Source organism: Streptomyces sp. NPDC046866, assembly GCF_040704625.1.
In the GTDB taxonomy this organism is placed as follows: domain Bacteria; phylum Actinomycetota; class Actinomycetes; order Streptomycetales; family Streptomycetaceae; genus Streptomyces.
In genome coordinates, this window is the sequence record NZ_JBEYXN010000002.1 from 462,508 (window position 1) to 484,911 (window position 22,404).

Here is a 22,404-nt window from a genome sequence, read left to right on the forward strand (position 1 = left end):
GGGCCGCCGTCAGGCGGTGGTCGGGCGGTGCCCGTCGCGGCGCTCGTGGCCGTGGCGCAGCCGGGCCTCGAGGCGTCCGTCGACGACGCGGGTGTCGAAGGCGGGCTGGGGCGCCGTGGCGGGGCCTTCGACGTTCCAGCCGTCGGAGAGGCGGAAGAGGCTGCCGTGCCAGGGGCAGCGGACGCAGCCGTCGGTGATCTCGCCCTCGGAAAGCGGGCCGGCCATGTGGGCGCAGCGGTCGGCGAGCACGTGGGCGCTCTCCTCCCCGTGCCGTACGACGAGGACATCGACCCCGCCGTCGCCGCCGAGGCGGGCGCGGGCCGCGCGTCCGAGGGGGTAGTCGGCGACGGCGCCGAGGGGCTGCCAGCCGTCGGGGACGAGGTGGGCGACGTGCTCGGCGTGGTTCGAGCCGGCGGCCTGGCGGTAGGCGAGGTGGCCGCCGAGGGCGCCCGCCGCGCCGGCGGTGGCGAGTCCGGCCATGGCCAGTGCCTTGCCCCGCAGGGTGCGGCCGCGCATCCGGGCGACGAAGGAGGCGGCGTAGAGGGCGACGGCGGTGGTGTTGCCGAGGGCGTGGACCAGGCCGGTGCGGGCCTGTTCGGGCGGGAGCTCGGCCCAGTCCGCCCAGCCGGCCGCGGCGGCGGGCCCGGCGGCGGCGAGTCCGGTCCCGATGAGCACGTGGGCGGCGCGGCACCGGCCGGGGCCGAGGTCCAGCACGGCGGCCGAGAGCCAGGTCCCGAGGGGGATCTGGACGAGCAGGGGGTGGGCGGGGTGGCCCAGGGGGCGGCCGTGGAGCAGATCACGGGCGGAGCCGAGCGGGACGGCCCGTACGGCCCGGCGGAGCAGCCCGATCAGGGCGTCGGCCCGGGGGGAGCTCTCGAGGCGTTCCACGGCCGCGAGCAGCGGCCCCGGCCCGGCCGCGCTGACCGCGGAAGTCGTGCGGTGGGTGTCCATGGTGTCCATGGCCCGCGCCTACCCGGCGCCCCCGGCCGCATGCGATGCGGGCACCGCTCCGGCCTGCATCCGCCCCGTGCGCCCCGTGCGCCCCGGCCGCGCCGACACCCCCACGGCCCGGCGATCAGCAGGAACCCGAAGCGGAAACGGGGCCGGGCCGGTCGGACGGCATCCTCCCCGACCGCAGCCGCCACGCCCCCCACTTGAGCCCCCGCCGCACGGAACACCGGCCCGGTCCGGCGCCCGCCGGGCGACGGCCTCAGGCGCGCCGGGCCCCGGCCGCCGCGCCGGCGCGTTCTGCCCTGCCCCGCGCACGGGGCCCAGCCGTCCGGGCCCGCTCGCAGGCGCCGGCCCCGCCAGGCGGGGCGGAGCGCAGGGCTGCACGGTCTCCTGGGCGGCCGGCCTGGGGGCGGTGCGGTCGGCGGCGGGGGCGTGCTGCCGAACCGTGGGCCGCTCGCCCAGCCGTGTCGCGGCTGGGCCACACCCCGGGCCGAGGGCGGTCGGCCGGGTTTCCGGCGGTCGGTCAGGGGCAGGCGGGTGCCATGGACGGCACGACACCGGGCACCGCGTTCCGGCTGGTGGGCGTCGCGCTCCTGTCCGAGGAGTTCGGACGGCTGGACGTCCCGCTCGAGGCGCCCGCCGACGGGACGGTCCCCGACCCGTTCGACCTGCCGCACGGCGCCGTCGTCACGCTGGCCCTCACGTTCCGGTCGGCCGTGGACGTCGACGGCCTGGTGTACACCGAGACCCGGGTCCACCGGGGCCAGGTGCTCTCCACCACCCGGACCGCCCTGGGCGGCTTCCGGGCCGGCGGCCCGTACGAGATCCGGATGCCCCCCGAGCGGCTGCCGAACGGCCGCGCGGTGGGGAACACGTACGAGGTCACGGGGACGTTCAGCGATGCGGCGGGCCACGAGCTGGCCCGCGAGCGGCACCGCTTCCGCCTCTGTGCATCCGGCCGCGTACCGGCCCGCCCGGTGCAGGGCGCGGCGCCCGCCGCACCCTGACCCCGGCTCAGACCGGTTCGGGCTGCCGCTCGCGGCGCGGCTGCGGCAGCCGCACGGAGGCGTCCTGCCGCTCCCACGCCCTCGTGGTCCGGACGTAGCCGTAGATCACCGAGCCCATCGCCAGGACGACCAGCGGTCCGAAGACCCACGGGTGTCCGGCCATCTGCGTCGACAGGTAGCGGTACGAGGCCAGCAGCCCGGCGAAGACCGCCGTGCCGTGGGCGGCCAGCAGGATGCCCCTGCGGTCCCAGCCCTGGTCGTGGGCGCGCAGTGCCGCGTCGATCGTCAGCGTGAAGACCACACCGGCGACGATGTCCGCGCCGTAGTGGTAGCCGAAGCCCAGCGTGGCGCCCAGGGTGGCGATCAGCCAGAACGTGCCGAGCCAGCGCAGGGCCCGCGGGGCCTTGCGGGAATGCAGGAAGATCGCGGTGGCCCACGCCGTGTGCAGGCTGGGCATGCAGTTGCGCGGTGTGACCCCGTCGAAGGGCATCGGCTGCGGGATGCCGACCGGCGACGGGGTGTTCGGCCACAGGTCGGCCACCGCCCAGTGGCCCCCGTCGGCGCCGTAGGCGAAGACGGGCCCGACCACCGGGAAGATCATGTAGATGCCGGGGCCGAGCAGCCCGATGACGAGGAACGTGCGCACCAGGTGGTGGCGCGGGAACCGGCGCTCGGCCGCGACGTTGCGCAGCTGGTACAGCGCGACGACGACCGCGCCCACCGCGAGCTGGATGTAGACCCAGTCGAGGACGTGGGCGCCGACCGGGCCGGTGGCCTCGACGATCCGGCCCGCCACCCAGGACGGGTTGCCGAGGGCGTGGTCGGCGGTCGCCACGTACTGGTCGAGGACGGTCGGCCGGGTCTTCGAGGTGATCAGCAGCCAGGTGTAGCCGGTCTTGCGGCCGGCCACCAGCAGCAGGGCCAGTCCCACGCCCTTGAGCAGCAGGGCCCGCTCGCGCCCGGTGCGGCGGGTGACGGCGATGACGGCGCAGGCCAGGGTCACCCACAGCGCGCCGTTGCCGAACATCATCTGGGCGCCGACCGCCCACCGCACGAGCCAGAAGACCAGGTCGATGGCGACCGCGGCTCCGACCGCGAGGAGCCGCTGCCGCCGGCTGAGCACGACCAGCATCAGCGCCATGCTGGCGTACAGCACGGTCCCCGACTGGGGGGCGAAGACCACCTCGCGCGACTGGACGGTGATCGGCCCGGGTACGCCGTAGTGGCGCGCGGCGATCTCCAGGGCGACGAGGAACCCGAGGCCCACCACGCTCACGGCGGCCCACAGCACGACCCGCGGTCGGCGCCGTGCAGCGGACCCGTCTCCCCCGTTTGTTCGCGAAACCGCTCGCGCTATCGCAGATATCAATTTTCAGCCGATGTTCATATGTTCAACTTGGTCATGGTCGGTCCGAACATGCTAGACCGCTCCCCCGCGGCGCGGAGACCGGCCTGCGCCCCGGTCAGTCCGAGCGGCGGCGCCGGCGCCGGTAGTGCCACAGCCCGCCCGCCACGAGGGATCCCGCGATCACCACGAGAGCCGCCACCGGCCAGGTGCTCCCGGCCAGCCGCAGGTTCCACACGTAGACCAGGAGCACCAGCAGCGCCGGCAGCACCAGGAACCCCACGGCCCGCGCTGCGGCCGCCAGCATGCCCGGGTCCAGGCGCGAGGTGGTGCTGCGCTGCGCCGGCAGCGGGGTGTCGGTGAGGTAGTACGCCGCGGCGCGGCCGAGGACCTGGCGGGTCCCCCTGCGGTACGACACCGCCATGTAGGGCAGCCACACCAGGGGGGCCACCGTGCCCACCAGGAACGTCACCCCCAGGAGCGCCCAGCGGCCCACGAAGGCGAGCCGGTCGCGCACGGTCGGCGGGGCGTCCGTACGGCGGGGCGGCATCAGCCCGAGGAGCTTGGCCATCCGGAGCGTCAGCGCGGTCACCGCGGAGAACCGGCGGCGTCCCGGGCCGGCGCCGCCCGGCCCGGGCGGGCGCTCGCCGCGGTTGTCCGCCGCCAGGGCCTTCTCCGCCGTGTCCTCGTCCTCGTAGACCCCTTGCAGCACCAGGAGCTCGGCCGCCCGCCGCGGCACCGTCGGGTCGTGTCCGGCCAGCGCGGCCAGCTCCAGCATCGTGCGGGCCTGGCTCAGCAGTGCCGCGCAGAACGCGACCGGGACGAAGACGAGGAACGGGCCGCCGACGAACGCGCCCTCGCTGACCGTCCTGCGGATCCCGCGGGCTACCGCCTCGGCCCCGAGCGAGGCGGCGTCCGCGTCGGGCTGCTCCGCCCGCAGCCGGGCCACGCTGCGTGCGGCACGCGGTCCGGCGTGCCGCAGCGCGAAGCCGGCGAGCAGTTCGGGCAGCCGCTCCGGCCTGCGCAGAGCCGCGCGCAGGAGGGCCTCAGGCGCCCCGTCGGCACTGGCCACCATGCCCTCCGTCGGGGTCAGTGGGACGCGAGGACCTTCGTCTTGGCCTGCTCGTACTCGGCGGGGGTGAGGTCGCCGTGGTCGCGCAGTGCGGCGAGCTTGGACAGCTCCTCGCCCGCCGTCGTCGGCGCGGACGGGGCGCCCTCGGCCGCCTGCTGCACGTACGCCCGGAAGGCCTGCTCCTGCTCACGCACCTGCTGGGCTTCGCGCTCGCCCATGCTGCGACCGCGGGCGAGGAGGTAGACGAAGACGCCCAGGAAGGGCAGGAGGCAGACGAAGGCGGTCCAGCCGGCCTTTCCCCAGCCGCCCAGGCTGTCGTCCCGGAAGATGTCTCCGATGATCTTGAAGAGCAGCATGAACCACATGATCCACAGGAAGAAGTAGAGCATGGTCAGGAACGCGTTGAGCAGCGGGTAGTCGTCCATTTTCGCCTCCGTCGGACCGCCGCCCCGAGGTCGGGGCGGCGTCTGCTTGACCTACTCCACGCTCCCCCGCCCGTCCGCCGTCCGCATCACCCGCTCCGGGTGGGGTGGCCGGCCTCCCGGCCGGGGCCCGGGGCGTCGCCCGGGGCGGCCGCGAGGACGCCGAGCAGGGCGAGGACGAGGACGACGATCCCGAAGACGACGGCCACGACCCCGGGCGTCGGATGGTTCCACAGCAGCAGGGCCAGCGCCCCGGCCCCGATCACCAGGCCGGTCGTCCAGGGCCGGTGGCTGTCCAGCCAGCGCCCGGTGGAGCCGGTGCGCAGGCCGAGCCGCGCGAGGGAACGCCCTCCGGCGCCGGTGGTCCGGCCGGCCGCGGTGCGCACGACGCGGGCGCCGCGCCCCGGCCCGTACAGGTACGCGGCCAGCAGGACGACCACGGCGAGGACGATGAGCGTGCGGGCGCTCTCCCGCAGGAACCGCACGAGCGTGTCGTAGATGACGGCGGCGGCGTCCGGCGGCAGGGTCGCCGGCGGCACCGAGTCCAGGTAGATCCTCCGGGCGACGGCCAGGGCGACGAGCAGCAGGGCCATCATCACGCCCACTCCGATGGCGGTGGCCATCAGCCACACCCGGTGGGCGGGGGCGCACCAGATGGCGAGGGCCGCCAGGGCGAGGGCCACCACGGGCAGCCACACGCCGACGACGTCCAGCAGCCGCATGGCGTCCTGGGCCTTGTTGAGCTTGTCGACCTTGAGCAGCGGTATCTGCTTGTCCACGTCGGGGATGGCGGACGCCTTCTCGAACCCGGCGTCGACGAGGCGCTGCTTGAGCTGGGCGGTGAGGGTGCTGAGGTCGAGGACGATCGTGTCCCCGCTGGCCTGTACGGCGCTGGAGCCCTCCCCGGTCAGCACCTTGACCACGGCGGCCTGGGCCCGCCGGTTGGCCTCGATCCACACGGTGTCGAACTGGTCGCTCGTCACCACTTTGGCCACCACGGCGCGGACCGCCGAGGTGAGGGCGCTCTTCAGGGGGCCTTCCAGCGCCTGGGACTTCTCCACGATCAGCGGCGGGGCGTCCGCCTGCTGCAGGGCCCGGCCCAACGCCTCGGTGATCGCCTTGACGTCGACGTTCGAGACGATCCCGTTGGTCAGCCGGTCGGTGACCGCGTTCTGCACGGCGGGCTCTTCGGCGAGGGGGGCCACCGTCTGCACGTACCGGTCCGAGTCGCTGACGGTCTCGTCCAGCCAGGCCGCCACGACGGCGACCGGGGAGAGCAGGAGCGCGAGCAGGAGCAGGAGCGAGGCCCCCGAGTAGCGCAGGCGCCGGTGGCGCACCGCGGCGGCCTTGCTCAGCCGTCTGTACTCCGCGTACTCCTGCGGGCTCAGCTGGGGGTGGGCCCCTTCGGCGTTGTGGCCTTCAGGGGGGACCGGGGCGGTCGGATCCATGTTCTCGTCCCTTTTCTCGGTGCCCGCCGACGTGGCCCGCGGGCGGTCGGTCAGCCCTCGGCCGTCGGTACGCGGCCGGTCCGTGCGGCGTCGACGAGCGCGTCGTAGTCACGCAGGTTCTGTTCGGCGTACGCCTCGGCGAATGCGGTGAGCGCCCGGTCGAAGGTGTCGGCCATGCCGAGGTAGGAGGCGATGGCGATGGGGTCGCCGGAGCGGGCGTGGCCCCGGGCGAGGGAGAAGCCGCAGGCCCGGGCGAGCAGGCGCAGGCCCTCCGGGCGCATCGTCTCCACGGGGACGCCGCCCTTCCAGTCGAGCAGCTGGCGGACGTAGAAGTCCCGGCCCAGGCCGTCGAGGCCGGTGACCCGCATCCAGCCGAGGAAGATGTCGCTGGTGGCCTGCATCAGCCGCTGCCCCGACACGACGCGCTGGCCCTGGCTCTCATAGGCCGCCGGGGCGGTGTAGGGGGCGAGGACGGAGTCCTGGGCCTCCTTCGCCTGGAGCAGGAGCGGGTCGTCGTCGTCCCGGCCGGCCAGCAGGAAGATCCAGCAGCGGGTGCCGACGCTGCCGACGCCGACCACCTTGCGGGCGACGTCGACCAGGTGGAAGCGGGAGAGCAGTTGGCGGCGCTCGGGGGACAGGCTCTGCGCATAGGCCTCGACCAGGCCGCCCACGGCGGTGTCCAGGTCCGTGCGGGCGGAGCCGCCCAGCAGGTCGGACAGGGGCACGATCAGGGGCGGGGCCGGCGCGATGCGCAGCTTCCCGTCGACGCGGTGGGTGAGCTTGGCGAGGGCCTGGACGTGGTCCCTGGTACGGGCCTTGGCCAAGGTCCGGTCCATGCGGCGCAGGATGCGGTCGCCGCCCTGTGCGGCGATCAGGCGGAGGTCCTCGGAGTCGTCCTTCGCGTACCAGACGTCCAGGACGCGCATCTCGGCCAGGCGCCGCATCCGCCGCCGGTACGCCGAGGCTGCTTCGCCCACGACGGCGGCCCGCTCCTGCGGTGTGAGGCCGTTGTCGCGGCCGGCGACGGCCAGGCTGGCCGCGAGGCGTTTGACGTCCCATTCGAAGGGGCCGGGATACGTCTCGTCGAAGTCGTTGACGTCGAAGACCAGCGAGCGCTCGGGCGAGGCGAAGAGGCCGAAGTTCATGACGTGGGCGTCGCCGCACAGTTGCACGGTCAGCCCCGTGTGGGGGGCGCGTCCGAGGTCTGCGGCCATCACGGCGGCCGCACCGCGGAAGAAGCGGAAGGGCGACTTCAGCATGCGCCCGTGCCGGAGGGGGACAAGTTCCGGCACCCGGGTCGCGGCCTGCGCCAGCAGGACCTCGACGGGGTCGGGCCGGTCCTCGCCCGGGTCGAACCGCGCCTGGTCGGAGCGCCGTAGGACCGCGCGCGCCCGCTTGCCGCGCGCGGCGCGTTCGGCCGGGGTGAGGGCGTCGCCCGTGGGGACTTCGGACGTGGTCACGGCGCTGCGCCTCCTGCCTGCGTGGGTCGTGGGTCCTGGACGGCCCTGCCCGGTCAGTCGGGCAGGCGTCGCATCTCCTCGACGTGCAGCCCCAGGTCCCGGAACCGCCCGAGCAGGCCGTAGAGGTGTGCCTCGTCCGTCACGGTTCCGAAGAAGAGGGTCTGGCGGGCCGCCGGGAGCTCGTTGAGTTCCGGGAAAGCATGGGACACCGGCTCGGACACGTGGCCCGTGATCCGAAATTCGTAGCGCATGGGCAGCCGTCCTTCCCTCCCAGTCGCCGCAGCCCCGTCGGGTCCGCCTCGTCCATGGTGGTCCGCGGCCCACCGGCGCACCTCACCCGTCGCAGGTGAGGATGGGCCGGAGCGGGTGCCGGCGCTGCTACAGCATGTGCAGTGCGCGGGCGCGCTCCACCGCGTCGCGCCGGCGGGAGACGCACAGCTTGCGGTAGATGCCGCGCAGGTGCGTCTTGACGGTGTTCACGGACAGGTGCAGCTCGGCGGCGACCTCCTCGGTGGACATCATGCGCGCCACCTGCTGGAGGACCTCCCGCTCACGGGGGCTCAGCTCCTCGGCCACCGCCCGGCCGGCCGGGCCGTGCGGGGCGGCGAGCCATGCGTAGGAGGCGCTGCGCCCGTTGAGGCCGGCGGCCAGGTGCCGTACCCAGGGGCCCGCCTCCGTGAACGGCCGCCTGAGCCCCTCGGGGCGCGCGGTGTCGAGCGCCTGTACGAGCAGGGTGCGCGCCGTGTCCTCCCGGCCGTCGAGGAGCGCCCGGTGCGCGCGCAGCAGGCCCAGGCGGACCCGATCGGGCGCGGTCGCCTCGTCGGCCCCCTCTGCGGTCTCGATCAGTTCCAGGGCCCGTACGGGGTCCTCGGCGGCGGCACGGACCTGCGCGAGGGCCACGGTGTGCGAGGGGGGGCCGTCGTCCGCCGGGACGTGGTCCAGGGCGGCGGCTGCGGTGTCCACGTCGCCCCGGGCCAGAGCCGCGGCGGCGCAGGCGACGGCGAGGCGCGCGGACGGCCCGGGCGGGGACGCGGCCGCCTCCTCGATGTGGCCGTCGAGGTGGCTGCGGGCGGCGTCCCAGCGGCCCCGGGCGGTCTCCAGCTGCGCGCGGAGCACCGACCGCTCGATCAGGAGGTCGGGGTCGCGGTGGGTGTCGGCGAGCAGCTCGGCGCGGTCCAGTTGCACGCCGGCCGCGGCGAGCTCCTCCCGTTCGACGGCCACGGCGGCGAGCGCCAGGCCGGCGGCGCCGGAGCGGTGGGAGTCGGGGATGCCGTGCTGGTCGGCGAGGGCCAGGGAGGCTGCGCCGTGCTCCTCGGCGAGGGTCAGTTCTCCGGCCACGGCGTCGGCCAGGGCCAGCCGTCCCAGACAGCGGTGGCGCAGCAGGACCGTGGCGTCGCCGGAGCAGGCCCGCACCGCCTGTTCGAGACCGTCGCGGGCGGAGCGGAGGCGGCCGCCGCGCAGGCGGGCGCAGGCCTGCCCGTACAGGCGCAGCGGTTCCAGCTCGGGGTGGCGCATGCACTCCTCGGGCGGTATCCGCGCCATGAGTGCGGTGACCCTGTGCGCGGCCTCGTCGTCGGGGCCGGGGGCGGACAGCAGCCGCAGGAGGGCGGCGGTGAGCCGGTCGGCCGGTTCGGCGTCCGGGCCGGCGCCGTCCGGCCCCTGCTGCGGCCCCTGCTCGGCGCGGGCGAGCCGGGAGCGGCAGCCCGCGACGTCATGGCGGGCCAGGCAGCAGGCGGCGGCGACCAGCGCGGGCCGGGCGCCGGGGGTGTCGTCGGGCATGCGGGAGAAGGTGTCGGCGGAGGGGGCGCCACCGGAGCCGGCGAGGATGGGGGCGACCAGCAGGTGCCGCACGGTCTCGGCGGCGGCGAAGTCCCAGTCGCCGCCCGAGGCGGCCTCGTCCACCGCCTCGGCGCTGCGGCCCTGTTCGGCGTACCAGCGGGCGGCGCGGCGGTGGAGCCGGGGTTCCAGCTCGGGCCGGCGGCTGCGCAGGTGGGCGCGCAGCACCTCGGCGAACAGGGGGTGGAAGCGGTACCACCGGGTGCCGGGGAGCGGTTCCACGAACGCGTGGCAGCGGGTCAGGTCCTGCAGGATGCGGCCGGAGTCGGTCCGCCCGGTCAGGACCGCGGCGAGGTCGGGGTGGATGTGGTTCAGGATGCCGGTGCGCAGCAGCAGCTCGCGGGCCGGCTCCGGTTGGACGGCGAGGACCTCGCTCAGGAGGTAGTCGGACACCGCCTGCTCGGACGCGGTGAAGGAACGGGCGAAGGCGGCGGGGTCCTCGCAGCGCGCCATCGCGAGGGCGCACAGGCGCAGGCCGGCGGCCCAGCCCTCGGTGAGTTCCAGGAGGAGGTCCACCAGGTGGTCGTCGGAGGACGGCACCTCGCCGCGCAGCAGTTGGACCGCCTCGGGCCGGGTGAACGCGAGGTCGTGCTCCCGTATCTCGTGGATGCGGCCCTCGGCCCGGTAGCGGTGCAGCGGCAGCGGCGGGTCCTCCCGGCTGGTGAGGACGAGCCGGAGGGCCGGACCGGCGTGGTCCAGGACGAACCGCAGGCCGCCGTGCACGGCTGTGCCCCGGGCCTTTTCGAGGCCGTCGACGACCACCACGAGCGGGCCGGGCGCGCCTTCGAGTGCGGAGGCGACGCGGACCAGCAGGGAGTGGTCGACGTCGTCCGCGCAGACGGGCGTGGCGAGGGCGTCCTCGGCCAGCTCCCCGGAACGCCGGAGCCCTTCGATGACGTAGGCCCAGAACACGCCGGGGGTGTCGTCCTCGTCCACCGTCACCCAGACCACGGGTCCGGGCGCGGAGGCGGACCCGGCCCACGAGGCGGCCAGGGCGGTCTTCCCGACGCCGGGCGCCCCGGTGATCAGCGTCAGCGGTCCCGCGGTCCCCCGGGTGAGCCGGTTCAGCAGCCGCTGTCGGCGCACCAGGCCGGGGGCCTGGACGGGCACGGCGAGTTTGGCGGCGAGCAGGGGGTCGCCGTTCAGAGGCACGGTCATGAGGTCATACCCCCGGTGGGGGCGGCTCGACGCGGTCGGGGCCCTTCTCCGCCCTCGTGTTCGTGTCCGCTCCCGCCGCCGGAGCCGCTGCCGAGCGGCGACGGGGCCCCGAGCACTGCCTGTCCATGGTCACTCCCCGCCGTCTTGATCGCACACCGCGCACATCGCCCGGCCCGGGCGATGCGGGCCGGGCGGGTCCGGGCCGCGAATGGACGTCGTACGGGTGGGGCGGAGTGGAGGTGAGCCGCGTGAGCATGCACGCCAAGGCCCGTGTGGCGCTGCTGGCGGGCGTGGCGGCGCTCGTGGTCATGCTGGTCTTCGCCGGACTGCGCAGCATCGTCCTGGTGGCGGTGGCACTGGCCGGGGTGGCCGTCACCGCGGCGACGGCGTGGCTGTTCCTCGCGCACCGCGGGCCGGTCCGCTGGATCGCCCTGGCCCTCGCCCTGGGGGCGCCCGTCGCCGTGGTCGTCTCGTACGTGCGCGCAGAGCTGCTGTGGGTGGTGATGTGCGCGGTGGGCCTGTGGGCACTGGCCGTGGAGTCCGGCAGGTCCGCCCTGGCCGACGAGGGGCGGTCCCGCATGCCGGGACGGCCGGCGCCGGCTCCGCAGCACCCCTTCCTGATCATGAACCCGCGGTCCGGGGGAGGAAAGGTCGGGGCCTTCCGCCTGCGCGAGAAGGCCGAGGCGCTCGGCGCCGAGGTGGTGCTGCTCGACCCCGACCACCACGAGGACGTCGCGGAGCTCGCGCGCCGCGCCGTGGACCGCGGGGCCGATCTCCTCGGGGTCGCCGGGGGCGACGGCACGCAGGCCCTGGTCGCCGACGTCGCCGCCGAGCGCGGCGTCCCGTTCCTGGTCATCAGCGCCGGCACCCGCAACCACTTCGCGATGGACCTGGGGCTGGACCGGCGCGACCCGTCGACCTGTCTGGACGCCCTCACCGACGGCATCGAACTGCGGGTGGACCTCGGCCGCGTCGGGGGGCGCGCCTTCGTCAACAACGCCTCCTTCGGCACCTACGCCGAGGTGGTGCAGAGCCCGGCGTACCGCGACGACAAGATCCGTACGACCCTGGGCCTGCTGCCGGACCTGCTGGCGCGCCAGACCGGCCCCCGGCTCACGCTGCGTGCGGAAGGCACCACGGTCGAGGACCCGCAGGCGGTGCTGGTCAGCAACAACCCCTACGGAACCGGTGACGCGGCAGGCCTGGGCCGGCGCAGCCGGCTCGACCGGGGCGTCCTCGGCGTGCTCGGCGTGAAGGTGGACAACGCCGCCCAGGCCGCGGGCATCCTGCGCGGCCGCCACTCCTCGGGACTGACCGCGCTCACCGCCCGCGAGGTGCTGGTGGAATCGGACGCGCCGCTCGTGCGCGTCGGGATCGACGGCGAGTCGGTCATGGTGCCCGCGCCGGTCCGCTGCCGCGTGGAGCCAGGCGCGCTGCGCGTCGTCGTACCGAGGCACCGGCCGGGGAACCGGGCGGGCGTCCCGATGGACTGGGCCGGTGTGCGCAGGCTCGCCCTGACGATGGGCCGGGCGGCGGGCGGGCGACGGCCGGAGCAGCCCTCCGGGCCCGCGGGCGGTGCCCGGGCGGCGGCGCTCGAGGAGCCCCGTGCCGTCGGAGCCCGCCGGGGGCACTGGCACTGGCGGCGCTCACCGGACCGGGCGCCCGTCGACTACACGGGCGCCGTCTACGGTTCGATGCTGGCCGCCTCCGTCCTCATCGGGGCGGACACGTTCGGGCACTACCCGCGGGCGCAGCTGGCCGCGCTGCTGCTGTGCACGGGGCTGGTCTTCTGGGCCGCCCACGTCTACGCGCACCTGTTCGGCATCACCCTGGCCAACGGGCATCTGACGAGGCGGGAGTTGCGGGCGGTGTGCAAGGGCGAGCGGTCCATCGTCGAGGCCGCGGTGCCCCCGGCCGCCGCCATGGCGATCAGCCCCCTGCTCGGGCTGGACCTCAGGGGGGCGGTGTGGCTGTCGTTCGCCGTCGCCCTGTGCGGCCAGATCGGCTGGGCCGTCGCCGGAGCCGTGCGCGCGGGGGCGCCCCGGCGCCTGGTCGCCGTCTCCGCCGCGGTCAACCTGGTGCTCGGCGCGGTGATCCTGGCCGCCAAGTCGTCCCTGTCCCACTGAGGGACGGCGGGGCGGCGGGACAGCCGGGCGGACGGGCGGACGGGCGGCAACGGCGGACGGGCGCGCCCGTCCGTGTGCACACCGGCGCCCGCAGCACCGCATTCCGGTGATCCGGGGCCGTGTGGTCCATGCTGTCCTCCAGGACGGGTGAGGCTGGACAGGAGGCAGGGATGGACGCGACGGGCTCCTCCCCCGGCAGCACTCCGCCCGCCGGAACCGCGACGCCCGCGCGCGGCCGGCGCCGCCCGGGCCGGGCCGCGCTGGTCGTCACGGTGCGGTCCCTGGGCACGGTGACGGTCCTGGTCTGCGCGTACTTCCTGCTGCCCTTCACCCGCAAGAGCATCGACGTCACCACGTTGGCCCTCGGCCTGACCGCCGTCGCGGCCATCTTCGCCCTGCAGATCCGGTCGATCACCCGCTCCGCCCACCCGCGGCTGCGGGCGGCCGAGGCGCTCGCGACCACGATGCCGCTGTTCCTGCTGCTCTACTCGACGACGTATTTCCTCCTGGAGGAATCGGCGCCGGGGAGCTTCACCGAGCCCCTCACCCGCACCGACGCCCTGTACTTCACGCTCACCGTGTTCAGCACGGTCGGCTTCGGGGACATCGTGCCCCGCACCGAGCCCGCGCGGATCGTGACGATGACGCAGATGACGGGCAACATCCTGGCCGTCGGCGTGGCCACGCGGATCGTGTTCGGTGCGGTGGAGGCAGCCGTCCGGCGCCAGACCGCCGGCACCCGGGAACCGCAGTAGCGCTCCCGGCGCAGCGGCGCAGGCGCCTCCCGGCAGACCGGCGCCGGTCCTCCGAACCACCCGTCACGGGTGAGGGCGCCGGCGGCCCGCGCACCGATCCTGGAGGCGAACAGCCGGGGCCCACCCGGCCCGCACGTCGCCCGGCGCCGTGCTCGAAGAAGGAGGCGCACGATGGTGAGCCAGTTCCTCGCCTACGACTACCCCGTGTTGGGCGCGTTCTGGACGATCATGTGGATCTTCTTGTGGGTGATGTGGTTCATCCTGCTGTTCCGCATCGTCGTCGACATCTTCCGGGACGACGGGCTGGGCGGATGGGCGAAGGCCGGCTGGCTGATCTTCGTTCTGATCCTGCCCTTCCTCGGCGTGCTGGTCTACGTCATCGCGCGCGGCAAGGGCATGGGCACCCGCGAGATCAAGCACGTCCGCGAGCAGCGGGCGGACCTGGACGCCTACATCCGCGAGACGGCCGGCACACGCAGCCCCGCCGATGAGCTGGACAGGCTCTCCCGGCTCCGGGCCAGCGGGGACATCTCGCCCGAGGAGTACGAAAGGGCCAAGGCGAAGGTCTTGGGCTAGGCAGCCCCGCCGGGATCGGCCGCCGGTGGGGAGCCGGTGCGCGGCGTGCCGCGCACCGGCTCCGTGCGTACCGCCGGAATCACCGTTCGGGGGCGGGTGCCGCGCCCGGTGAACGGGGCTGGACCGTCGGGATCCGGTGGGTGAAGAACAGCGCGAGCAGGGCGGTGAGGGCGAGGATCCCGAGTGCGGCGCGCAGGCCCTTCAGCCGGGCCTGCGCATTGGCTTCGAGGGCGGCCTGGGACACCTGCGGGCTCGCCCCCGCCTTGTCGAGGGCCGTGGTGAGGTCGGCGTTGGAGAGGAAGGGGACCCCGCTGTCGAGTTCGGCGGAGGCCTGGGACTTGACGGAAGCCGGAACGGCCGGGTTCTGCTCGATGCTGGAGAGGAACGAGGACGTCAGCACCGCGAGCATGACCGATCCGGCCAGCGCCGTCCCGATCGAGGCACCGAGGTTGGTCACGGAGTTCTGTACGCCGCCCACCTCGGCGCTGCGTTCGTCCGGCACGGCGGACACGGTCACCGAACCGAGCTGGGACGCCAGCGCGCCCATGCCGAGCCCGATCAGCAGCAGCGGGACCGTCACGGCCCCGGCGCCCGAGTCGGCGTCGAGCGCGCCCAGCAGGACGAGCGCACCGGCCAGCAGCCCGAGGACCCCCAGGCGCACCACCCGGCGCGGCGACACGTCCGGCAGCAGCCGGGGGATCAGGAGCGCCGCGGCCATCAGCGTGACCGACAGGGGCAGGATGTGCACCCCGGTGTCGAGGGCCGACAGGCCGAGCGCGACCGACAGGTACAGCGGGACGAGGAAGAACACCCCCATCTGCACCAGGTACTGGAAGAAGAAGATCGTCAGACCGCCGGTCAGCTGCCGGTTGTCCAGCAGTCCCGGATCCACGAGGGGTTCCCGGCCGCGCCCGGCGACGCGGGCCTCCCAGGTGAGGAAGAGCCACATCAGGAGCAGGCCGGCCCCCATCAGCCAGACGACCGGCGACAGCCCGAACCATGCCGGACCGCCGGACTTCGGCAGGAACCAGCCCCACACCGAGGACCGCAGCACCCCGAAGACGAAGAGGCCGAGTCCGAAGACGGACAGCAGGGCGCCGACGACGTCGATGCCGGCCCGGGCGCCGACCGGGGCGTCGGCGACACGGCGGGCGAGCAGCAGGATGACGATGACGAGGACCACCTCGCCGGCGAAGACCCAGCGCCAGGAGAAGTAGGTCGTCGCCAGCCCCCCGATCAGCGGCCCCAGGGCGATCGCGACGGCGCCGGCCGCGGTGACGAGCCCGTACGCGGCCGGCCGCCGTTCGGGGACGAAGTTCTCGGCGACCAGCGCCACGATGGCGGGCAGGATGAGGGCCGCACCGATGCCCTCCAGGAACGACCAGCCGAGCAGCAGCACGGGCAGGTTCGGGGCGATCGAGGTGGTGAACGACCCGCAGCCGTACACCGCGCCACCGATCACGAAGGCCCGCTTGCGGCCGATCAGGGCCCCGACCTTCCCGCCGGGGATCATGAACATCGCCATGACGAGGGTGTATGCGGTGATGGCGCCCTGGATGCCCGCCACGGTCGAGTGCACGTCCGCCGCGACCGTCGCGATCGAGACGTTCATGACCGAGCTGTCCAGCGCCATCAGGAACTGCGCGGACGCGAGTGCCAGCAGGGTGGTGGAAGCGGACGTGGGACGCGGCGCAGAGCCTCCGGGTGCCATGCGCCCCAGCATCCCAGCCACCGCGCGGCTCCGGGCGCGACGCGCCCGGACCGCCTGACGGGCCGTCCGGCGCAGCCCGGCCGAACGGGCGTAAGCGGCCGGCGGCGGTCGGCGTCGGCACTTCCGCGGGCCGGGCGTGCGGACCGGTCAGTCGAGGACCGCGGCGGCCTCGATCTCGACCAGGTGCTCGGGGACGTGCAATGCCGCCACACCCACCAGTGTGGCCGGCGGCAGCGGCGCGGTGCCGAGCTTCGCCGCTGCCCGGGAGATGCCGTCCAGGAGCAGCGGCATCTTGTCGGGCGTCCAGTCGACGACGTACACGGTCACCTTCGCCACGTCGTCGAAGGTCCCGCCGGCGGCGGCCAGGGCGGTGCCGACGTTGAGACAGCACTGCTCGACCTGCGCTGCCAGGTCGCCCGCGCCGACCGTGCGCCCTTCGGCGTCCCAGGCGACCTGCCCGGCGACGAACACCATCCGGGAACCGGATGCGATCGCCATCTGCCGGTAGACGTCGATCGTGGGCAATCCGTCGGGGTCCACCAGGGTGACGGCCATGCCGACTACCTCCTCGTACTCTCTTGCGGTTACTCGGGAACCGTAAGAGAGTGAGCCCTGACCTGGAAGAACGCACTTTTCGGTGACTGAGGAACCTCATGGTGACCAAGCAGCTCAACGGCTCGGCCAAGGACGAGGCAGATGTGACGCGGGCGGACTCCCTGGCACGGGAGATCTTCTCGGACATCGCCAACAAGTGGGCGCTCCTGATCATCGAAGCGGTGGGCGACCGCACCCTGCGCTTCACCGAACTGCGCAACGAGGTCGAGGGGATCAGCCACAAGATGCTCACCCACAACCTGCGCCTGCTGGAGCGCAACGGTCTGGTGGAACGAACCGTGCACCCCGTCGTGCCGCCACGCGTCGAGTACACCCTCACGGAGCCGGGCCGGGCCCTGCGCGCGACGGTCGACGGCATGTGCGACTGGACCCACCGCTATCTCGCCGCCATCGAGACGGCCCGGCACCGCTTCGACTGCGCGTGACAGCCGCGTACCCCGGCACGCGCTCCGCGCCGGCGGGTACCGGCACGGCGCCGTCCCCTCCGCCCCCGGCCGCCCTCACCGGCCACCGCCGGCCGGTGAGAGCGGACCCCCGTCCAGCTCGTGTGCCCATGGCGGGTTGGGGCCCGCGGTGGAGCAGGTGAGAGCAGCGACGCGGGCGGCGTAGGCGCAGGCGCGGGTGACCTCGCCGATGGTCAGACCGTCCAGTCTTCCGCCCAACCGGCCGGCCAGGGACAGGTGGTGCAGCAGCCCCGCAGTGAACGAGTCGCCCGCGCCGATGGTGTCCACGACCTCGGCCGGCGGCGCGGGTACGCGCACCCGGACGCCGTCCAGGGAGGCCAGCGCGCCGTGGGCGCCCAGGGTGATCACGACCAGCCGCACTCCGGCCAGGTGCCAGATGTCGCAGGCCCGCTCGGGTGCCTCTCCCGGCATGAGCAGGTCCAGGTCGTCCGAACTGACGCGCAGGATGTCGGTCATCGTGCACCAGTGGGCGAGGCGGGACCGGTAGACGCGCGGGTCGACGAGCAGCGGGCGGACGTTGGGGTCGATGGAGATGGTCGCGCCGGCGCGCGCCCGTGCGAGCAGGTGCTCGATCCGCTCGCCGCCGGGCTCACGGACCAGGGCGAGGGAGCCGGTGTGCAGACAGGACGCGTCCGAGCTGTGGACGGCGTCGAGTTCGGCGTCGGTCCACTGCCAGTCGGCAGTGGCCTCGGCGTGGAAGGAGTAACGGGCCTGCCCCTGCTCGTCGAAGGTCGCGAGGGCCATCGTGCTGGGCTCGGGCGCGGCGACGACGCCGGTGAGGTCGACGCGGGAGGAGGTCAGGTGGGCGCGGAAGAGGTCGCCGAAGGGGTCGGTGGAGATCCGGCCGAGGAAGCGTGTGGTGGTACCGAGCCGGGCGAGCGCCACGGCTGTGTTGGCCGGTCCGCCGCCCGGCATGACGCGCAGGGCGAGCTCGCCGGGACGTGGTCGGCCGGTCTCGCCAAAGGTGTCGGCGGAGGTGTCGGCGAAGGCGTCGGCGACGCACTCGCCGAGGACGGCGATCGGGCGCTGGGCCATCGGTCCCCCTTTCGGGATCGGGTGGGCTGGATTGCGAGGACCGCGAGGCCGCAAGGGCCTCGGGTCGGGTCCACGGGGGTCGCGGGTCCATTCCGCAGATGAGTACGGGTTGTTGAGGGCGCGTTACCCAGTCGTTACGGCTCCGGGGGTTGTGACCCCGGACGCGCAGACTTCATCATCCTCGTCAAGCGAATGTCAACGCTGACATAAGTCAACGATGACACTGCCGGTCGCCGCCGCCCCAGCCAAGCCCCACCGGGCCGCACTTCTAGGAGCCCACGATGTCCCGCACGCCCCGTCCCGCCCTGTCCAAAGCCGCCGCCACCGTCCTCGTCGGTGCCCTGGCGCTCTCGCTGACCGCCTGCGGCGCGGGCTCGAAGGGATCCGCCGCTGCCGGTTCCTCCGCAGGCGCGGTCAAGGTCGGCCTGATCACCAAGACGGACACCAATCCGTTCTTCGTGAAGATGAAGGAAGGCGCGCAGAAGGCCGCGCAAGAGGGCGGCGTCGAACTGACCACGGCGGCAGGCAAATTCGACGGCGACAACGCCGGCCAGATCGCCGCGATCGAGAACATGGTCGCCTCGGGCGTCAAGGGCATCCTGATCACTCCCAGCGACTCCAAGGCGATCCTGCCGGCGATCAAGAAGGCCCGCGCCAAGGGTGTGCTGGTGATCGCACTGGACAGTCCGACCGACCCGCAGGACGGCACCGACGCCCTGTTCGCCACCGACAACAAGAAGGCCGGCGAGCTGATCGGGAGGTACGCCAAGGCCGCCATGGCCGGAAAGCCCGCGAAGATCGCCACCCTGGACCTCGCCCCCGGCGTGGCCGTCGGCCGGCTGCGCCACGACGGCTTCCTGCAGGGCTTCGGCGTCGCGGCCGGAGATCCGTCGGTCGCCTGCTCGCAGGACACCGGCGGCGACCAGGCCAAGGGCCAGACCGCGATGGAGAACTGCCTGCAGAAGGCGCCCGACATCAACCTCGTCTACACGATCAACGAGCCCGCCGCGCTCGGCGCGTACACGGCGCTGAAGGCCAAGGGCCGGGAGAAGGACGTGCTGATCGTCTCGGTGGACGGCGGCTGCACCGGCACCCAGGCGGTCAAGGACGGGAAGATCGCGGCGACCTCGCAGCAGTACCCGCTGCTGATGGCCGAGAAGGGCGTCAAGGCGGTCGTCGAATTCGCCAGGACCGGCACCAGGACCGCGGGTTACACCGACACCGGCGTCACCCTGATCACGGACAAGCCGCAGACGGGCGTGGACGCCGAGGACACCGGCTTCGGCCTGGCCCGCTGCTGGGGCTGATCCGCCCCGCTCCGAACCAGCGGCCCGGGCCGGCCTCCGCCCCGACCCGGACGCCCGGGCCGCCTCCCCAGCGCCGTCGCGACGCCGCCCGCTCGGCTCGTCGACCCGCTCCACCGGCAAGGACCTCCACATGACCACATCCACCGCCCCGTACGCGGACCTCACCGGGCCGACGCTCGCCCGCCGGCTCGTGGCCGCGCCGACCGCAGGCCCGCTGGCCGCTCTCGTCCTGGCGTGCGCCTTCTTCTCCCTGACGACGGACCAGTTCCTCTCCGGCGGGAACTTCTCACTGATCATCCAACAGGTGATGGTGGTCGGCACGCTGGCCGTCGGCCAGACGCTGATCATCCTGACCGCCGGCATCGACCTGTCCTGCGGGGCGGTGATGGCCTTCGGATCGATCCTGATCGCCAAGACGGCCGCGGAGGGCACGGTGCCGCCGCCGGTCGCGATCGCCCTCGGGCTGGCGGTGTGCGCCGGCTTCGGACTGGTCAACGGTCTGCTGGTGAAGCTGGTCCCGCTGCCCCCGTTCATCGTGACGCTCGGCATGCTGAACGTGGCGTTCGCGCTGACCCACATCTACTCCGACGAGCAGACCGTCTCCGACCTGCCGAGCTCGCTGACGTTCCTCGGCGGCACCTTCCCGCTCGGCGGGACCGACGTCACCTACGGCTCGCTCGTCGCCCTGGCGCTGTTCGCCGTCTTCGCCTACCTGCTGAGCTGCACCTCGTGGGGCCGGCACGTGTACGCACTGGGCAACAGCTCCGAGGCCGCCCGCCTCAACGGCGTCCGCGTCGGCCGGCTCACCATCGGCCTGTACGCGCTGGCCGGACTGGTCTACGGCATCGCCGCCCTGCTGCTGGTCTCCCGCACCGGCGTGGGCGACCCGCAGGCCGGGCAGACGGACAACCTCGACAGCATCACCGCCGTGGTGCTCGGCGGCACCAGCCTGTTCGGCGGCCGCGGCAGCGTACTCGGCTCCCTGATCGGCGCCCTCATCGTCGGCGTGTTCCGCAACGGCCTCCAGCTGATGGGCGTCGCCTCCATCTACCAGACGCTGATCACCGGCGTCCTGGTCGTCCTCGCCGTCACCATCGACCAGATCTCCCGGAAGAGGAGCCGCTGATGAGCATCCGCACTCCCACGCCCGTCCTGCAGGCCCGCGGTCTGGTCAAGCGCTACGGCCACGTCACCGCCATCGACGGCGCCGACTTCGACCTCCTGCCCGGAGAGGTCCTCGCCGTCATCGGCGACAACGGCGCCGGCAAGTCCAGCCTCGTCAAGGCCCTCACCGGCGCCGTCACCCCGGACGAGGGGGAGATCCGCCTGAACGGCGAGGTCATCCGCTTCAACGGCCCGCAGGACGCCCGGGGCCACGGCATCGAGACCGTCTACCAGGACCTCGCCGTCGCCGCCTCGATGGACATCGCCTCCAACATGTTCCTCGGCCGTGAGCTGCGCCGGCCCGGCCCGCTCGGCAGCGTGCTGCGCATGCTCGACAAGAAGCGGATGCGCCAGGAGGCCGCCGCGCACATGGCCGACCTCAAGATCGGCCTGCGCTCGCTCACCCAGCCGGTCGAGACGCTCTCCGGCGGCCAGCGCCAGGCCGTGGCCGTGGCCCGCGCCGTCGCCTGGGCCCGCAGCGTGGTGGTGATGGACGAGCCCACGGCCGCGCTGGGCGTGAAGGAGTCCGGACAGGTGCTCGACCTGATCCGTCGTGTCCGCGACAAGGGCCTTCCGGTGGTGTTGATCAGCCACAACATGCCCCACGTCTTCGAGATCGCCGACCGGATCCACGTGCACCGCATGGGCCGCCGCGCGGCCCTGATCAACCCCGGCGACTACTCGATGTCGGAGGTCGTCGCCATCATGACCGGCGCACTGACCGTCGACCAGGACGGCGGGGGTACCGTGGTCGCAGATGCCGACGCGGCCAAGGCCGCCGGGATCGGCACCAACTGACAGGACAGTCCTCCGCAGTGGCCCGGCACGCGAGGCCGGAGCCCCTGCCTGGCGAAGGTGGGTACATGGCCGCGCCCCGTCGTACGACGCTGCACGATGTGGCCCAGGAGGTCGGCGTCAGCGCCAAGACCGTCTCCCGGGTCCTCAACGGCGACGGCCCGACCTCGGCCCAGACGCGGGAGAAGGTCCTGGCGGCCGTCGAGAAGCTCGGCTTCCAGCCGAACCTGATGGCCCGCAACATCCGCACCGGCGGCCCGGACACCACGGTCGGGCTGATCATCCCCGACATGGGCAACCCGTTCTTCGGCACCGTCGCCGGAGGGATCGAGGACGCGATCCGCACCCGCGGCCTCACCCTCCTGATGGGCTCCAGCGCGGACGACCCCGACCGGGAAAGGGCGCTGACCACCACTTTCCTGGCCCGCCGGGTCAGCGCCCTGATGGTGGCGCCCACGGTCCGGGCCGACCACGCCCACCTGCGCACGGCCCGCAGCAGCGGGGTGCCGGTGGTCTTCCTCGACCGGCCCGGCGCCGGCCTGACCGCCGACTGCGTGGTCAGTTCCAACCGGGACGGGTGCCGGGAGGGCACGGCCCACCTGATCGCCGGCGGCCATCGGCGGATCGCGTTCGTCGGCGACCGCCCCGTGAGCCTGTTCACCCGCCGCGAGCGCCTCGCCGGCTACCGGGAGGCACTCGCGGCCGCCGGCCTGCCCTACGACCGCTCGCTGGTGGTCGACGGCCACACCCAGACCGAGGCCGCGGAAGCCACCGTCCGACTGCTGCGGCAGGCAGAACCGCCGACCGCGATCCTCGCCGCCAACAACCTCTCCGCCATGGGCACCGTGCTCGGCCTCTCCCGCGCCGGCCGACGCGACATCGCCCTCGTCTCCTTCGACGACCTGCCGTTCGCGGAGGTGCTGGAGCCCGGCATCACGGCCGTTGCCCAGGACCCTGCCGCCATCGGCGCCGCCGCGGCCGAACTCGCCCTCGCCCGCCTCGACGGCGACCGCACCCGGGCCCGGACCGTCACCGTCCCGACCCGCCTCGTCGTCCGCGGCTCCGGCGAACTCCCGCCCGCCGCGCCACGGACCGGGCGGGCGTTCGATGCGCACGACCCGTCCTGACGCCCTTCCGGCCGCACCGCCAGGCGTCGT

20 protein-coding genes are annotated in these 22,404 nt (G+C 74.0%); 9 read left to right on the forward strand and 11 right to left on the reverse strand.

All coding sequences use genetic code 11. From position 1 onward, the window contains the following. Nucleotides 1–9: 9 nt before the first annotated feature. The gene (locus AB0953_RS05480; protein WP_366858074.1) at nucleotides 10–960 is read right to left on the reverse strand and encodes a Rieske (2Fe-2S) protein; all 951 of its coding nucleotides are present in this window, start codon (nucleotides 958–960) and stop codon (nucleotides 10–12) included. Nucleotides 961–1,493: 533 nt separating this feature from the next. Between AB0953_RS05480 and AB0953_RS05485 the strand changes: the two genes are divergently transcribed. Then, nucleotides 1,494–1,958: a hypothetical protein gene (locus AB0953_RS05485; protein WP_366858075.1), complete on the forward strand. Its 465-nt coding sequence runs from the start codon at nucleotides 1,494–1,496 to the stop codon at nucleotides 1,956–1,958. A gap of 7 nt (nucleotides 1,959–1,965) precedes the next feature. Here the strand turns inward: AB0953_RS05485 and AB0953_RS05490 are convergent, their stop codons facing one another. From AB0953_RS05490 to AB0953_RS05520, 7 genes are all read right to left on the reverse strand, one after another. Beyond that, nucleotides 1,966–3,249: a phosphatase PAP2 family protein gene (locus AB0953_RS05490; RefSeq protein WP_366858076.1), complete on the reverse strand. Its 1,284-nt coding sequence runs from the start codon at nucleotides 3,247–3,249 to the stop codon at nucleotides 1,966–1,968. 172 nt (nucleotides 3,250–3,421) lie between these two features. Next, nucleotides 3,422–4,378: a hypothetical protein gene (locus AB0953_RS05495; RefSeq protein WP_366858077.1), complete on the reverse strand. Its 957-nt coding sequence runs from the start codon at nucleotides 4,376–4,378 to the stop codon at nucleotides 3,422–3,424. 14 nt (nucleotides 4,379–4,392) lie between these two features. Continuing rightward, a complete protein-coding gene (locus AB0953_RS05500; protein WP_366858078.1) occupies nucleotides 4,393–4,800 on the reverse strand; it encodes a PLD nuclease N-terminal domain-containing protein in 408 nt (135 codons plus the stop codon). An 86-nt stretch (nucleotides 4,801–4,886) separates the two neighbouring features. Next, nucleotides 4,887–6,245 carry a hypothetical protein gene (locus tag AB0953_RS05505; RefSeq protein WP_366858079.1) on the reverse strand — a complete coding sequence of 453 codons (1,359 nt, stop codon included), beginning with the start codon at nucleotides 6,243–6,245 and terminating at the stop codon, nucleotides 4,887–4,889. 50 nt (nucleotides 6,246–6,295) lie between these two features. Then, entirely contained in the window at nucleotides 6,296–7,705 is a 1,410-nt protein-coding gene (locus tag AB0953_RS05510) for a DUF2252 domain-containing protein (RefSeq protein WP_366858080.1), read from the reverse strand. A gap of 53 nt (nucleotides 7,706–7,758) precedes the next feature. After that, complete coding sequence (locus tag AB0953_RS05515; RefSeq protein ID WP_366858081.1) at nucleotides 7,759–7,956, reverse strand: hypothetical protein; 198 nt, start codon at nucleotides 7,954–7,956, stop codon at nucleotides 7,759–7,761. A 127-nt stretch (nucleotides 7,957–8,083) separates the two neighbouring features. Further along, entirely contained in the window at nucleotides 8,084–10,699 is a 2,616-nt protein-coding gene (locus tag AB0953_RS05520; protein ID WP_366858082.1) for a LuxR C-terminal-related transcriptional regulator, read from the reverse strand. A gap of 254 nt (nucleotides 10,700–10,953) precedes the next feature. On the opposite strand from AB0953_RS05520, the gene AB0953_RS05525 reads away from it, so the two are divergent. The 3 genes from AB0953_RS05525 to AB0953_RS05535 all read left to right on the forward strand — a co-directional run bounded on the left by AB0953_RS05525 (nucleotide 10,954) and on the right by AB0953_RS05535 (nucleotide 14,156). Beyond that, complete coding sequence (locus AB0953_RS05525) at nucleotides 10,954–12,825, forward strand: diacylglycerol kinase family protein (RefSeq protein ID WP_366858184.1); 1,872 nt, start codon at nucleotides 10,954–10,956, stop codon at nucleotides 12,823–12,825. A gap of 170 nt (nucleotides 12,826–12,995) precedes the next feature. Then, nucleotides 12,996–13,580, forward strand: coding sequence for an ion channel (locus tag AB0953_RS05530; protein ID WP_366858083.1), 585 nt, complete (start codon nucleotides 12,996–12,998; stop codon nucleotides 13,578–13,580). A gap of 171 nt (nucleotides 13,581–13,751) precedes the next feature. Next, a complete protein-coding gene (locus AB0953_RS05535) occupies nucleotides 13,752–14,156 on the forward strand; it encodes an SHOCT domain-containing protein (protein ID WP_366858085.1) in 405 nt (134 codons plus the stop codon). 79 nt (nucleotides 14,157–14,235) lie between these two features. Here the strand turns inward: AB0953_RS05535 and AB0953_RS05540 are convergent, their stop codons facing one another. Next, nucleotides 14,236–15,867 carry an MFS transporter gene (locus AB0953_RS05540; RefSeq protein ID WP_366858086.1) on the reverse strand — a complete coding sequence of 544 codons (1,632 nt, stop codon included), beginning with the start codon at nucleotides 15,865–15,867 and terminating at the stop codon, nucleotides 14,236–14,238. A gap of 147 nt (nucleotides 15,868–16,014) precedes the next feature. After that, the gene (locus tag AB0953_RS05545; RefSeq protein ID WP_366858087.1) at nucleotides 16,015–16,422 is read right to left on the reverse strand and encodes a RidA family protein; all 408 of its coding nucleotides are present in this window, start codon (nucleotides 16,420–16,422) and stop codon (nucleotides 16,015–16,017) included. 98 nt (nucleotides 16,423–16,520) lie between these two features. Between AB0953_RS05545 and AB0953_RS05550 the strand changes: the two genes are divergently transcribed. Further along, nucleotides 16,521–16,907, forward strand: coding sequence for a helix-turn-helix domain-containing protein (locus AB0953_RS05550; protein ID WP_366858088.1), 387 nt, complete (start codon nucleotides 16,521–16,523; stop codon nucleotides 16,905–16,907). Between the two features lie 75 nt (nucleotides 16,908–16,982). Here AB0953_RS05550 and AB0953_RS05555 read toward each other — a convergent pair whose 3' ends face one another. After that, a complete protein-coding gene (locus AB0953_RS05555) occupies nucleotides 16,983–17,981 on the reverse strand; it encodes a carbohydrate kinase (protein ID WP_366858089.1) in 999 nt (332 codons plus the stop codon). Nucleotides 17,982–18,262: 281 nt separating this feature from the next. Here AB0953_RS05555 and AB0953_RS05560 point away from each other — a divergent pair, with 281 nt between their 5' ends. The 4 genes from AB0953_RS05560 (at nucleotide 18,263) to AB0953_RS05575 (ending at nucleotide 22,374) form a co-directional block, all read left to right on the forward strand. After that, entirely contained in the window at nucleotides 18,263–19,288 is a 1,026-nt protein-coding gene (locus tag AB0953_RS05560) for a sugar ABC transporter substrate-binding protein (protein ID WP_366858090.1), read from the forward strand. Between the two features lie 130 nt (nucleotides 19,289–19,418). Beyond that, nucleotides 19,419–20,414: an ABC transporter permease gene (locus AB0953_RS05565; RefSeq protein ID WP_366858091.1), complete on the forward strand. Its 996-nt coding sequence runs from the start codon at nucleotides 19,419–19,421 to the stop codon at nucleotides 20,412–20,414. Further along, on the forward strand, nucleotides 20,414–21,250 hold the full coding sequence (locus AB0953_RS05570; RefSeq protein ID WP_366858092.1) for an ATP-binding cassette domain-containing protein: 837 nt from the start codon (nucleotides 20,414–20,416) through the stop codon (nucleotides 21,248–21,250). The genes AB0953_RS05565 and AB0953_RS05570 overlap by 1 nt, the downstream gene beginning before the upstream one ends. A gap of 65 nt (nucleotides 21,251–21,315) precedes the next feature. Beyond that, nucleotides 21,316–22,374: a LacI family DNA-binding transcriptional regulator gene (locus AB0953_RS05575; protein ID WP_366858093.1), complete on the forward strand. Its 1,059-nt coding sequence runs from the start codon at nucleotides 21,316–21,318 to the stop codon at nucleotides 22,372–22,374. Nucleotides 22,375–22,404: the final 30 nt, after the last annotated feature.